This is a genomic window from Ruegeria halocynthiae (assembly GCF_900106805.1).
Classification (GTDB): Bacteria; Pseudomonadota; Alphaproteobacteria; order Rhodobacterales; family Rhodobacteraceae; genus Ruegeria; species Ruegeria halocynthiae.
This window is the reverse complement of record NZ_FNNP01000001.1, coordinates 817,267-831,002: the sequence shown is the minus strand read 5'-3', so window position 1 is coordinate 831,002 and position 13,736 is coordinate 817,267. Positions and strand designations below refer to the sequence as shown.

Here is a 13,736-nt window from a genome sequence, read left to right as displayed (position 1 = left end):
CATTCAGGCGCGGCGGCGGCGGCGCGTGCGTCGTTCAGGCACGGCCTCGTCTCCGGTGCCATCTGAGGCTGATGAAAACGGGCCAAGCGCCGATGTAATCTGATCCAGTGTCGGGCGCTCTCCGCGCCGGCCGCTATCCAGTGCCTCACGCATCTTGCGCAAATGCGCGGACATGGTGCCACAGCAACCACCAATAATGGTCGCACCCGCATCTCGGGCCATGGCGGCATACTGCCCCATCAGTTCGGGCGTTCCATCATAATGGATATGGCCATCCACGTATTTCGGAATGCCCGCGTTGCCTTTGGAAATCAGCGGACGTTCACTTCCCTGAGCGGCGAAACCCAGCACCGTACGCAGAATATCCGACGCGCCGGTGCCACAGTTAGCCCCAAAGGCCACAGGTGGGTTGGGCAGGGTTTCCACCATCATTGCCATATCCGATGAAGTAACACCCATCATGGTGCGGCCAGCCGTGTCAAAGCTCATGGTGCCGCACCACGGCATGTCGGTCAGCGCAAACGCTTCGGCGGCTGCCCTGAATTCTTCCGGTGCGCTGATGGTTTCAAGCCACAGCACATCCGCGCCCCCGGCCTTCAACGCCTCGGCCTGTTCATGAAACATCTCGACGGCCGCCGCATGAGACAGGCTGCCAACCGGTTCCATGATCTCTCCGGTTGGACCGACAGAGCCCGCCACAACAATCGGGCGACCCGCTTTATCGGCAACCTCGCGACCCAGCTCTGCTCCGATACGGTTCAGTTCTGCCACGCGGTTCTGGGCGTCGTGCAATTTCAGTCGCGCGGCTGTGCCGCCAAACGTGTTGGTCAGAAACATATCGCTGCCTGCATCGACCGAGCCCTGATACAAAGCCCTGATCTTGTCGGACGCATCGACGTTCCACAATTCCGGCGCGTCACCGGGTTGCAGGCCCATGTTGAACAGGTTGGTGCCGGTCGCCCCATCCGCAAGAATGACGTCGACGGTTTCCAAAAGGGTGCTGAGCGCGTTTGTCATTGAAGTATTCCAAATATGAGGTCAAAGCCCATCAAAATGAGACGCCCCGTGTCTCATGACCGGGGCGTCAAATCAAACTCGTAAAACTCATGAAGATCATGAGCTTTGTATCTCAAGCCATCAGTCTTCGGCTTCTGCGATGACCTGTTCTTTGGCTTCAACCAGCAATTCTGACATTTTCTCACGAATCTTGGTCTCATCCGCAAGATCGCCAAGGTAGCCTTTGACCGCTTCTACGACATCATCTTCGCTGACATTCTGAAGATCAGTATGGACCAGCTCCTGACCGTATTTCCGTGCTTGCTCTACGGTTTCGCCCTTCAGTGCCGAGGCCCAGACGGCCATAAACCGGTTGCGGCGCATCCGTGCGATAAACTGCATTTTTTCATCATGAGCGAATTTGCTTTCAAATGCGGCTTCACGTTCGTCGAATGTGGTCATTGGTTGGGGACCTCTTGGCTTGAATTCTCTTTAGTGATGATATGACTATACGACGCCTCGGGTGCAAGGTATTTGCGCTGCGTCAAAGCCTCTCGGGGTCGCGAACTTGCGGGAAGGCGGGGCTTGCACTATGAGGGCGCCAACGTAAGGGGACTCATTCCCTTTCCCCAGCCTGGAAAGGTCGCTCATGGCGCGTCGCAAGAAGATTTACGAAGGTAAGGCCAAGATCCTGTATGAAGGCCCCGAACCCGGAACCATCGTGCAGTATTTCAAGGACGACGCCACCGCATTCAATGCCGAGAAAAAAGACGTGATCGACGGCAAGGGTGTTCTGAACAACCGCCTGAGCGAGTACTTTATGACAGGCCTATCGCAGATAGGCGTGCCGACCCATTTCATCCGCCGTCTGAATATGCGGGAACAGTTGGTTCGGAATTGCGAAATCATTCCGTTGGAGGTGATCGTTCGCAACTATGCCGCCGGGTCGATGTCCCAGCGTCTTGGTATTGCCGAGGGTACTCAGCTGCCGCGTCCGATTGTCGAATACTGTTATAAGGACGATGCGCTGGGTGATCCGCTGGTCACCGAAGAGCACATCGCCGCTTTTGGTTGGGCGAGCCAGCAGGATATGGACGATATTCTCAGCCTAGCCCTGCGTGTGAATGATTTCATGAGCGGTGTAATGCTTGCTGTCGGCATCCGTCTGGTCGATTTCAAGATCGAAATCGGGCGTGTGTACGAAGGTGATTTCCAACGCCTGATCGTCGCAGATGAGATCAGCCCCGATAGCTGCCGCCTGTGGGATATCGAAACGGGTCAGAAGCTGGATAAGGATGTATTCCGGCGCGATCTTGGAAATCTGACTGACGCGTATTCGGAAGTCGCCCGACGCCTAGGTGTTCTTCCCAAAACCAATGTGGCCAAGCCAACGCTGATCAACTGATCCTGCCCAAGATGGGCAGGGTTGTCCGACACGCCCAAGCGGGGTATCCCGCGCGCATAGAAACGGATCGGGGATCGGTCCACCAGTGGAGTTTTCGAATATGAAGGCACGTGTGCATGTGATGCTCAAGAACGGGGTTCTGGACCCGCAGGGTGAGGCTGTGCGTCACGCATTGGGTGCGATGGGTTTTGATCAGGTCGAAGGTGTTCGTCAGGGCAAAGTAATCGATCTGGAACTGGCAGAGGGCGCGACCAAAGCGGACGTTACCGAGATGTGCGAAAAGCTGCTGGCCAACACGGTCATCGAACGCTTCGAGATTGAACTGCTCTGAGTTTTCCAACCTAGGAGGGTCCGCCATGCGCGCAGCTGTCATCGTTTTTCCTGGTTCCAACTGCGATCGTGATCTTGCCGTCGCATTCGAACAGGCCGGTTTTTCCGTCGAAATGGTTTGGCATAAAGATGCCGTGCTGCCCGACGGTATCGACATTGTTGGTGTACCGGGTGGATTTTCCTATGGTGACTATCTGCGCTGCGGCGCGATTGCAGCCCAATCGCCGATTTGCAAGGCACTTACCGCACATACCGAGCGTGGTGGCTATGCTGTTGGTATCTGCAACGGGTTTCAGGTTCTGACCGAAACCGGAATTCTGCCCGGCGCGCTTCTGCGCAATGCCGGTCTGAAATACATCTGCAAGACAATCGGCCTGAAGGTGGAAACCAGCGACAGTGCCTTTACAGAAGGGTATAATTCCGGGGATGTGATCGATATCCCGATCGCGCATCACGATGGGAATTATTTCGCCGACGATACGACTCTGGCGGAGCTGAGAGATCAGGATCGCATTGCCTTTACCTACGCCGAGAATCCCAACGGTTCACGCGACGATATTGCAGGTATCTTGTCACACAACCGTCGCGTGTTGGGTATGATGCCCCACCCCGAACGGGCGGCGGATTCAGGCCACGGAGGCACTGATGGGACGGCGCTCTTCCGCGCATTGGCCGGGGTGCTGGCGCCTGTGTGACTTGAGGTCAACGGTCCGGACGATTAGCGTCGGGACATGAGTGCGGAAGATCTATCAGACGGAAACGGGTTTTTGAACCGGCTGCGCGGATCGCCATTGGGTTGGCGATTGCGGCTTGCCGTGTTCCTGTTGCTGATTGCAACCGTCGCGACGGTATGGATCACTAACAGCCTGTTAACCAGTCGCTTTACCGAGTCCACAAGAAATAGGGCAGAACTGCGCCAGGCACTGTATTCCGGCAACTTGCTCAGTGAATTGCGGCGCAACTCTATCGTTCCGCAACTCCTCGCGCGCGATCCGACGCTGATCTCGGCGTTGCAATCCAGCGACTATACGCTGTCGACCCAGCGTCTGATTTCCTTTGTTGAAGAAATTGGTGCTGCCTCGCTTGTTCTTCTGGATGGAGACGGGCTGACGGTTGCGGCAACGGATCGTAGCCGTTTGGGCGAAGGCCACCGCGGCTCTCCGTATTTCATTGATGCGATGCGGTCGAACGCGACGATTTTCTCGGTCATTCCGCGCGAAGCGGGTGGCTACAGTTTTGTCTACTCGCGCCGGATCGAAGCCAATGCCGAGATTCTCGGTGTGATCGTGGTCGAGGTCGACCTGCAGAAGTTTGAACGCGCCTGGGCGGGAATTTCTGACGCGGTGATGGTAACGGACAGCACCGGTGCGATCATCCTGTCGACTGAACCACAATGGCGCGGGCTGGACGAAAGCAGTGCAATTCTGCGCCAGCCCCCGCAGACCGCCATCCAGCGGGCGATCCGGGCAACAACGGATTGGAACGCGCTGCCTCCGGATGCCTATCTGCAAGGTGAAGCGGTGATGCGGATGGAGACACGTATCCCATTCCGCGGCTGGCAGATGACCTCGTTCACCACCTATTCGCCGATCCGGGAAAAGGTGAACAGCGTGCTGGCACTTGAGATCATGGCCTTCGCGATTCTTCTGGCGCTGGCTTTCTATGCGCTCAGCCGCCGGGCCACGTCGCGTATGACCTTGTTCCAGCGCGAGTCGGCGGAGCTTCGCGCATTGAACGCAAGGCTGCAGCGGGAAATTGCTGAGCGGGAACGGGTTGAAAAGACGTTGGAAGTTGCCGAGCAGACCCTTGCGCAAAGCTCGAAACTGGCGGCCTTGGGTGAGATGTCTGCCGCAGTCAGTCACGAGTTGAACCAACCGCTAGCCGCGATGAAAACTTATCTGGCTGGCGCACGCCTGTTGCTGCGACGCAACCGACCCGAAGAGGCGCTGGCCAGCTTTGGCCGGATTGACGGCCTGATCGAACGGATGGGCGCGATTACGCGTCAGTTGAAATCTTATGCCCGCAAGGGTGCAGACGCGTTTTCCCCAGTAAACCTTAGCGAAGCGCTTGCCTCATCCCTGTCGATGATGGAGCCGCAGTTGCGGCAACGTCATGTGAAAATTACTCAGATTCTGCCGGAAGATCCTGTTATAGTGATGGGAGATCGGATGCGGATTGAACAAGTTATGGTCAATCTCTTGCGCAATGCGCTGGACGCAACCAAATCAGTTGAAGACCCGGATGTTGAGATCATTCTCGCGGCAGGTGACACTGCGGTGCTTACTGTGCGCGACAACGGGCACGGGATCGATGACATCGAGAGCCTGTTTGAACCGTTTTATACGACCAAACGCCCGGGGGATGGCGTGGGTCTGGGGCTTGCCATCTCGTCCGGGATCGTGAACGACCATGGCGGACGGCTTACCGCACGCAACGGCCAGCAAGGCGGTGCGGTGTTTGAGATGCAAATGCCCATTTTGGGAAGCGACGGCCTTGAGGCCGCAGAATAAAAGGGAAGACTATGGCACAGGCCATGAAGATCGCCATCGTGGATGACGAACAGGACATGCGTCAGTCGATCAGCCAATGGCTTGCGCTGTCCGGCTATGACACCGAGACCTTTTCGAGCGCCGAGGATGCGCTCAAAGTACTTGGTCCGGATTATCCGGGGATCGTGATTTCGGACATCAAGATGCCTGGAATGGACGGGATTCAATTGCTGAAAAAGCTGATGGGCGCGGACAGTACGCTGCCGGTCATCATGATCACCGGCCATGGCGATGTGCCCATGGCGGTTGAAGCGATGCGGGTCGGCGCGTTCGACTTTCTGGAAAAACCGTTCAACCCCGACCGGATGTCCGAACTTGCCAAACGCGCCAGTAATGCGCGCCGTCTGACATTGGACAACCGCGCCTTGCGGCGCGAGCTGTCGGGTGGAACCCAGATCATGAACAAACTTATCGGCGCGAGCCCGGTGATGGAGCGTCTGCGCGAGGATATTCTGGATCTGGGCCAGGCTGATGGCCATGTCCTGATCGACGGTGAGACCGGCACTGGCAAGACCCTTGTTGCCCATGCCCTGCACGCTGTCGGCAGTCGGGCGGGCAAAAAATTTGTCCTGGTCTCCTGCGCCGCGCTTGAGGAAGAAACGCTTTCCAAACGCCTGTTTGGTCCGATGCTACCGGAAGACACCCAACTGCCTGCGGTTGAAGAAGCGCGCGGCGGGACGTTGGTTCTTGAGGATGTCGAAGCTCTGAGCGATACGCTTCAGGCCCGCCTTCTGAGTGTGATGAACGAACAGGGCACCCCGGCGGAAACGCGGATCGTTGCGATTTCGAACCTGCAGGAGGCAGGCAAGACTTCGGAGGACGTTCTGCGCCCGGACCTGTTCTACCGGCTGGCTGCGTTGCGCATCACGATGCCGCCGCTGCGTCAGCGGGGCGAGGATATTCTCACACTTTTCACACGTCTCAGCGAACAGTTTGCCGAAGAGTATGGCTGTGATGCGCCTCAGGTCAGCGCGCAGGAGGCGGCGCAACTATTGCAGGCACCGTGGCCGGGCAATGTGCGCCAATTGATCAATATCGCTGAGCGGGCCGTGTTGCAGTCGCGACGCGGGTCGGGGACGATAGCCTCACTTCTGATGTCGGATCACGAGGAAATGCAGCCGGTGATGACGACCGAAGGCAAGCCGCTTAAGGAATATGTTGAGGCGTTCGAACGGATGCTGATCGACAATACGATGCGGCGTCACAAGGGCTCGATCGCGTCCGTCATGGATGAACTGTGCCTGCCGCGCCGGACTCTGAACGAGAAAATGGCGAAATACGGACTGCAGCGTTCGGATTATTTGTGAGGGCAGGGAGGGGGTCCGCCCCCTCTTGAACCTGCGGCTTAATTCGTCTCCGGAGTATTTTTGGCCATATGTAGAGATCAGCGCGCGGGTTCTGTGCGCGGTGATGCAGTTTGACCATTGTCTTTTCCACAGGACTGCTTTTATTGTGTGCAGACGGGCCGGGTGATTTGACACTCAGAAGTCCCGAATCTTTGAGTTTCGCTGCTGATCCGGCGTTGAGGATCATACCCATGCGGTTCAGCAGACCGATTATGCCCCAAACGGGGCAGCTGAATACCTGAGCCCGTTCTGACGGGTGAAAGGAATAAATGGGCAGGCAGCGGCCCTATCCCGCGCCTGTCGGAGAAGAACCGCGATGACGCGCGCGCAACGATTGAGTATACGGGCAGGGGGCCACAGCGCCAGACCCTGCCGCGCGCCGTCTGATATCGCCCTGACAAGACACCTCCCCAAAAGCGCCCGTCCGCCTGGACAGGTCAGGACAACGCGTTTGGCGCGGTGCACCAAGGACACATGGCTAAGAAAATGCTTATCGATGCCACCCACGCGGAGGAAACTCGCATTGTGGTGGTCGACGGAAACAAGGTTGAGGAATTCGACTTTGAATCCGAAAACAAACGCCAGCTTGCTGGCAACATCTATCTTGCAAAAGTAACACGGGTCGAGCCGTCGCTACAGGCGGCGTTCGTGGATTATGGCGGAAACCGGCATGGGTTTCTGGCGTTTTCCGAGATACATCCGGATTATTACCAAATCCCCGTCGCCGACCGTGAGGCGCTGATGGAGGAAGAACGCGCTTATGCCGAGGCAATGAAAGCGCGGGATGAGGCGGAAGAACCCAGGCCTAAGAAGCGCCGGTCGCGTTCGCGTAGCAAGGCAGCGGATGTGAAATCTGACGATCCGGTCGAAACCTTGGAACTTTCGTCCGAACCTACCGGCATGGAAACCATTGATCTGGGTGATGAAGCCGAGGACGCCGATCTATCGGTACCCGAGGGTACTTCGCCCATGGATACGGTTGCTGAGACCCCGGTTGAAGAGCCGAAAGATGACGCGGTTGATCAGTCGGAAGAGGAAGCCGCTGAACTGGTCTCCGAGGAAGCGACGCCTGGCACAGAAGAAACGGCCGAAGAACAAACTGAAGTTGTTGCAGAAAGTACATCTGAAGAGGCTGTTGCTGATGCCGCTCAGGAAGAGAGCACCGGAGATTCTACTGACGTAGAGACTCCTGAAGACGCTGATGATGGCGAGGATGCTAAGGCCTCGGACGCTGTATCAAAAGACGACTCGATCGAATCCGTAGCGGATGAAGATGACAGCGAAGATATTCGCCCTCCGCGTAAGCCGCGTCCACGCCGGTACAAGATTCAGGAAGTCATTAAGGTGCGCCAGGTTCTGCTGGTGCAAGTCGTTAAGGAAGAACGCGGCAACAAGGGTGCGGCGCTGACGACATATCTGTCTCTGGCTGGGCGCTATTGCGTATTGATGCCCAACACCGCGCGGGGTGGTGGAATCAGCCGTAAAATCACCAATGCGGCAGACCGAAAGAAACTTAAGGACATTGCGTCGGAAATCGATGTGCCGGTTGGTGCGGGCCTGATTGTGCGAACTGCAGGGGCCAAGCGCACAAAATCCGAGATCAAGCGCGACTATGAATACCTGCAGCGTTTGTGGGAGCAGATACGCGAACTGACGCTGCAATCGATTGCACCGGCGAAGATCTATGAAGAAGGCGACCTGATCAAACGCTCGATCCGAGATCTGTATAACCGTGATATCGACGAGGTTCTGGTCGAAGGCGAGGGCGGGTATCGCATCGCTAAAGACTTTATGAAGATGATCATGCCGTCGCACGCCAAGAACGTGAAACGGTACGAGGATGCCTTACCTCTTTTCGCGCGCTATCAGGTAGAAAGCTATTTGGCGGGGATGTTTAACCCGACCGTTCAGCTGAAATCGGGCGGCTACATCGTGATCGGCGTGACCGAAGCGCTGGTGGCGATCGACGTGAACTCAGGTCGGGCGACCAAAGAAGGCTCGATCGAAGAAACGGCGCTTAAGACCAACCTTGAGGCGGCCGAAGAAGTCGCGCGCCAATTGCGGTTGCGTGACTTGGCTGGTCTGATTGTCATCGACTTTATCGATATGGACGAGCGCAAAAACAACTCGGCCGTCGAAAAGCGTATGAAGGACAAGCTGAAGACCGATCGCGCCCGCATCCAGATGGGTCGCATTTCAGGCTTTGGCCTGATGGAGATGAGCCGTCAGCGGCTGCGTCCAGGTATGCTTGAGGCGACGACCCAGCCTTGCCCGGCTTGCCACGGAACGGGCCTGATCCGATCCGATGACAACATGGCGCTTTCGATCCTGCGTCAGATTGAAGAAGAAGGTACTCGCCGCCGTTCGCGCGAGGTTTTGGTGCGCTGCCCGGTCAGCATCGCCAACTTCCTGATGAACCAGAAGCGCGAGCATATCGCACAGATCGAGGCCCGCTATGGCCTGTCTGTTCGGATCGAAGGTGATGTGCATCTGGTCAGCCCTGATTTCTCGATGGAGAAGTTCAAGACTGCCAGCCGCGTTGTCCCCGAGGCCACGGCACCTGTGGTGTCGGTAGATGCCTCGCTGATGGATATGATCGACGCGACCGACGAGGACGAGAGCGAAGAAGACACTGCAGTCCAGAGCGAGGAAGAGGCCAAGCCCAAGCGTAAGCGGCGTCGGCGTCGGCGCAAGAAGGGCTCGGGCGGGGGAGAAGCGTTGGACGGCAATGCCGACGACCCTGATGCGGTCGCCAACGCGGAAACGGACGATCAGGCCGAGACCGTCGAACCTCAGCAGACCGAGGATGAGCCAGCCGCCGAGGAAGAGGCCGAAAAAGCAGCCAAACCCAAAAAGCGCCGGGCACCGCGTCGTCGAAAGAAAGATGTCGAAGCAGAAACAAAGGTCAGTGAAGCGCAGCCTGCAACTGATGAAATAGCTGCAGAGCCGGTTAAAGCTGAGGCTGAAGAGGCGGAACATTCTGAACCCGCAACCGAGGTTGAGACTTCCGAGAAAGCACCTGAACCCGAGGTTGCCGAGGCTCCGACAGAGACCGCGGCTGAATCCGAGGTGGTCGCAGCTCCGAGCGAGGATGCGGTTGAACCAGAGGTTGCGGAAGCTGAAATTCAGCTCACTCCCGTTGAACCCGAACGTGTTGAGGCCGAAACACCCGCACCGGTTCTCGAAGTTGTGACGGAAGAACCTGATCCGTCACCTGACAAACCCAAGCGACGCGGATGGTGGTCTTTGGGACAATAAATGAAAAGGCGGGCCATGCGGCCCGCCTTTTTCATTGGCCAAAGATAACCTCTATTCGCTTTTGCGTATCAGATAGATTTGATGCCCGTCCGCGCTGTTTTGTGAGACCAGCGTATGGCCTGCCTCAGAACAGAAATGCGGCACGTCGATAATTGCCGCCGGATCATCTGCCAACAGTCGCAGCAGGCCTCCGGCGGGCAGAGATTTGAGCCGTTTGCGGGCTTTCAGGACGGGCAGAGGGCATAGCAACCCCAAGGCATCCAGCGTTTCTGTCTCATCAGTCATTTGGTTGAGATATTTCGATCAAACGATACTGTCCAGCGTGCAACCACGAGGATGTGACCGAATGGCCCCGTGACGAAACCGATGCGATGCCATATGTCCTGATTCATGTTCGGAATTGAAATCATCGATGCAGGTCTGTTGCCTGCCATGTTTGTTGCCATGCTTGGCGGGCTGATCAGCTTTTTGTCACCCTGTGTGCTGCCGATTGTGCCGCCATACCTCGCGTATATGAGTGGTGTAACCATCAACGAGATGCAGGACGAGGCACGTGCGCGCCGCAAGGCGACGCTGTCTGCGCTGTTTTTCGTGCTGGGTCTGTCGACCGTCTTCCTGCTGCTTGGGTTCACGGCGTCAGCTTTTGGCGCTTTTGTTCTGCAGAATCAGGAGCTTTTTGCCAAGCTGTCAGGCGCTGTCGTGATTGTCTTTGGTCTGCATTTCCTGAACGTTTTCCGCATTCCTTTGCTGGATCGTGAAGCGCGGGTTGATGCCGGTGAATCCGGTGGATCAGTTTTTGGGGCGTATATCCTCGGGCTGGCCTTCGCATTTGGCTGGACTCCGTGCATTGGGCCGCAACTAGGTGCGATCTTGTCGCTGGCCGCGTCTGAGGCCTCGGTTGCGCGGGGCACATTACTGTTGGGTTTCTATGCGGCGGGGCTTGGTATTCCGTTTTTGCTGGCCGCAATGTTCCTCAATCGTTCGATGGCGGTGATGAACCGCATCAAGCCGCATATGGGCGCGATCGAAAAGGTCATGGGCGGGCTGCTGCTGTTTGTCGGCATCATGCTTGTCACCGGGCTGTTCACAGAATTCAGTTGGTGGTTGCTCGAGACCTTTCCGGCTTTGGCAACCCTGGGTTAACCCTCTGACGTTAAATGCTGTTGGGCGTACGGCAGGTCTTACTTTGGCCGCTTCGCTGCGCTAATCTGCGGGGCAGAGGGCCGGGTAATGAGCAGTCAACAACCCCATCCGCAGGTGCGAACGCGCCGGGTGTTTTACATTCCCGGATATGATCCGATTCACCCACGCCGGTATCGTGAACTATACCGAAAAGAAGGGTCTGCGCAGGCGGATATCTCAGGCTACAAGATTGATATCCGTGCCAAGCCTGGTGACGGGCCATATGGTTGGCACGTGACCTCACGGCAGGGCAACCACAATGTCGAGACGGATGTCGACGTACTGGTTTGGTCCGATATTGTGCGTGACAGTATGGCTCAGTCGATCCCGGCGACCTATCTTCAGCTGGCGCGGACGGCTTGGATCTATATCGCAACAGGTACGCTTTGGCGGCTGACGCGGTTGCGCAAAGGTCCAGTGATCGCGGCCCTTTATCCGGTTGGGATGTTGCTGGCGCAACTCACATTTTCATTGCTGGTTGCTTGGGGTTTGGCGGCCGCACTATTGACGATTATCGGATGGATGGCGCTGTTTCCGGCGGCAGGGTTGGCCTACGCGTTGATGCACTGGTTTCGAAAGCTCGATAACCGGTTTTTCGCCTATTATCTGATGCATGATTACGCCCATTCCGCACGGTTGCAAGGTGCCTGTTCGCCTGATCTGCAGGTCAGGTTGGGGCAGTTTTCCGACCTGATCGCACAAGCGTTGAAGACAGATGTCGATGAGGTGTTGATCGTCGGTCACAGCTCGGGTGCCCATATGGGCGTATCCGTTCTGGCAGACCTGTTGCGACGCCAGGATGGTGCATTAGATCAGCCAGTATTGTCTTTTCTGACATTGGGGCAGGTGGTGCCTATGGTGTCGTTTCTGCCTCAGGCACAAGCTTTACGCGCCGATCTTCAGTATCTGTCAGAACGAAAGGACATTACCTGGATTGACGTATCGGCACCGGGGGATGGCTGCGCGTTTGCGTTGTGCGACCCGGTCGCGGTCAGTGGTGTTGCCAGCCCCGATAAACGCTGGCCTCTGGTTCTTTCGGCAGCTTTCACCCAGACTCTGACCCCCGCACGATGGCAGCAATTGCGGTGGCGATTCTTTCGCCTTCATTTTCAGTACCTTTGCGCATTTGATCGGCCCGGTGTATACGACTATTTCCGCATCACTGCGGGACCCAAGACATTGAGGCAACGATTTAAGGGGCGCACGCCGTCGCGTTCACGTATCGATCGTGCCGTTTCAAAATACACCTCGGTGTCTGCATGAAGCCACCAAAACCCATGGCGCGTCCCGACAAGATCTCGCTCTGGCGGTATCTGCGTCTGTTTCGGCAGGATCTGTTATCTGCACAGCCACAGCGCCTATACCGGGCGTGGATGGCTGAGTTCCGAACGCCATTCTTTCGTTCGTATATGATCAATCAGCCTGATCTGATCCACACGGTGCTGAAGAAACGACCCGATGCATTTCCCAAATCAGGCCGCATCAGCGAAGGTCTGCGGCCCTTGCTGGGTCAGTCGGTGTTTCTGACCAATGGTGAGATATGGAAACGCCAGCGACGGATCATTGATCCGGCCTTTGAGGGCGGACGGCTGAAAGAAACGTTCCCGGCGATGGTTGAGGCCGCTCAGGCCTGTGTAGATCGGCTTGGAGTACGTGTTGGGCAGGTGGTGGAGTGCGAAGAAATTACCAGTCACGCCGCGGCTGACGTCATCTTCAGGACCTTGTTCTCGGTTCCGATCGAACATGAGGTTGCGGCTCAGGTGTTTGATAAATTCCGCACTTATCAACGCGAACAGCCCCTGCTGAATCTTGCTGCTTTTATTCCTGTTCCCAATTGGGTGCCCCGTTTCCATTCCCGCAAGACGCGCCAGACTGCCCGCCGGATTCGGGAGTTGATCAGCCGTTTGACCACGCAGCGCGCCAACGCGATTTCGGATGGGACAGCGCCCGACGATCTTGCGACCAAAATCATGACGACTCCGGATCCGGAAACCGGGGAATGCTTCGACACACAGGAAATGGTTGATCAGGTCGCAATCTTCTTTCTGGCAGGTCATGAGACCAGCGCCTCGGCGCTGGCTTGGACCCTCTATCTGATGGCCTTGTATCCAGAGTGGCAGGACAAGCTGGCTAAGGAAGCGCAGGCGCTGGACGCGCCTGACTTTTCCGCCATGTCCCGGCTGAAACTCAGCCGTGATGTATTTCGCGAGGCGCTCCGCCTGTATCCTCCGGTTCCGATGATGGTGCGCGAGGCAAGCAGCCCTGAACAATTCCGCGACCGGGACGTCGCGAAAGGGTCTCAGATCGTACTCAGCCCCTGGCATTTGCATCGGCACGAACGGCTTTGGGACAATCCGGACGATTTCGACCCGACGCGGTGGTCGACTGAAAATGGCAAAAAATGCCAGCGCGAGGCCTATATTCCCTTTTCGGCGGGGCCCCGCGTCTGCACGGGGGCCGGATTCGCGATGGTTGAGGGGCCATTGATCTTGTCGACGCTGTTGCGCCGGTACCGCTTTGAAATAGTCGAAGGAAAAACACCTGTTCCGGTTGCGCATCTCACGGTCAGATCAAAAGACGGAATATGGTTGCGCTTGGTTGAGCGCTAACAAACTACCATCGTTCTGCGGCATGCTGTATGCGATTGGCAAATGCGGAATCATATTGAAC

The 13,736-nt window shown here is 56.9% G+C and carries 12 protein-coding genes; 9 read left to right on the top strand and 3 right to left on the bottom strand.

Annotation, left to right across the window (positions count from 1 at the left end):
- Positions 1–3 precede the first annotated feature (3 nt).
- Together bmt and BLU89_RS04245 are read right to left on the bottom strand one after the other, a co-directional pair.
- Positions 4–1,017 carry a betaine--homocysteine S-methyltransferase gene (bmt, locus tag BLU89_RS04250; RefSeq protein ID WP_074734726.1) on the bottom strand — a complete coding sequence of 338 codons (1,014 nt, stop codon included), beginning with the start codon at positions 1,015–1,017 and terminating at the stop codon, positions 4–6.
- 120 nt (positions 1,018–1,137) lie between these two features.
- Positions 1,138–1,458 (bottom strand): DUF1476 domain-containing protein, encoded by a 321-nt coding sequence (locus BLU89_RS04245; RefSeq protein ID WP_074734724.1) that lies wholly within the window; start codon positions 1,456–1,458, stop codon positions 1,138–1,140.
- A gap of 187 nt (positions 1,459–1,645) precedes the next feature.
- On the opposite strand from BLU89_RS04245, the gene purC reads away from it, so the two are divergent.
- From purC to BLU89_RS04215, 6 genes are all read left to right on the top strand, one after another.
- Positions 1,646–2,401: a phosphoribosylaminoimidazolesuccinocarboxamide synthase gene (gene purC / locus BLU89_RS04240; protein ID WP_074734722.1), complete on the top strand. Its 756-nt coding sequence runs from the start codon at positions 1,646–1,648 to the stop codon at positions 2,399–2,401.
- A 100-nt stretch (positions 2,402–2,501) separates the two neighbouring features.
- A complete protein-coding gene (gene purS / locus BLU89_RS04235; protein ID WP_074734720.1) occupies positions 2,502–2,732 on the top strand; it encodes a phosphoribosylformylglycinamidine synthase subunit PurS in 231 nt (76 codons plus the stop codon).
- Positions 2,733–2,757: 25 nt separating this feature from the next.
- Positions 2,758–3,426, top strand: a complete 669-nt coding sequence (gene purQ, locus BLU89_RS04230) for a phosphoribosylformylglycinamidine synthase subunit PurQ (RefSeq protein ID WP_074734718.1) — start codon at positions 2,758–2,760, stop codon at positions 3,424–3,426.
- Between the two features lie 36 nt (positions 3,427–3,462).
- A complete protein-coding gene (locus tag BLU89_RS04225) occupies positions 3,463–5,241 on the top strand; it encodes a sensor histidine kinase (RefSeq protein WP_074734716.1) in 1,779 nt (592 codons plus the stop codon).
- Between the two features lie 11 nt (positions 5,242–5,252).
- Positions 5,253–6,587 carry a sigma-54-dependent transcriptional regulator gene (locus BLU89_RS04220; protein WP_074734714.1) on the top strand — a complete coding sequence of 445 codons (1,335 nt, stop codon included), beginning with the start codon at positions 5,253–5,255 and terminating at the stop codon, positions 6,585–6,587.
- Between the two features lie 513 nt (positions 6,588–7,100).
- Positions 7,101–9,884, top strand: a complete 2,784-nt coding sequence (locus BLU89_RS04215) for an Rne/Rng family ribonuclease (RefSeq protein WP_074734712.1) — start codon at positions 7,101–7,103, stop codon at positions 9,882–9,884.
- A gap of 51 nt (positions 9,885–9,935) precedes the next feature.
- Here BLU89_RS04215 and BLU89_RS04210 read toward each other — a convergent pair whose 3' ends face one another.
- Complete coding sequence (locus tag BLU89_RS04210) at positions 9,936–10,169, bottom strand: sulfurtransferase TusA family protein (RefSeq protein WP_074734710.1); 234 nt, start codon at positions 10,167–10,169, stop codon at positions 9,936–9,938.
- A gap of 105 nt (positions 10,170–10,274) precedes the next feature.
- Here BLU89_RS04210 and BLU89_RS04205 point away from each other — a divergent pair, with 105 nt between their 5' ends.
- From BLU89_RS04205 to BLU89_RS04195, 3 genes are all read left to right on the top strand, one after another.
- Positions 10,275–11,027, top strand: a complete 753-nt coding sequence (locus BLU89_RS04205) for a cytochrome c biogenesis CcdA family protein (RefSeq protein ID WP_074734708.1) — start codon at positions 10,275–10,277, stop codon at positions 11,025–11,027.
- 87 nt (positions 11,028–11,114) lie between these two features.
- On the top strand, positions 11,115–12,329 hold the full coding sequence (locus BLU89_RS04200) for a hypothetical protein (protein WP_074734706.1): 1,215 nt from the start codon (positions 11,115–11,117) through the stop codon (positions 12,327–12,329).
- Positions 12,326–13,675 carry a cytochrome P450 gene (locus tag BLU89_RS04195; RefSeq protein WP_074734704.1) on the top strand — a complete coding sequence of 450 codons (1,350 nt, stop codon included), beginning with the start codon at positions 12,326–12,328 and terminating at the stop codon, positions 13,673–13,675. The genes BLU89_RS04200 and BLU89_RS04195 overlap by 4 nt, the downstream gene beginning before the upstream one ends.
- Positions 13,676–13,736 lie beyond the last annotated feature (61 nt).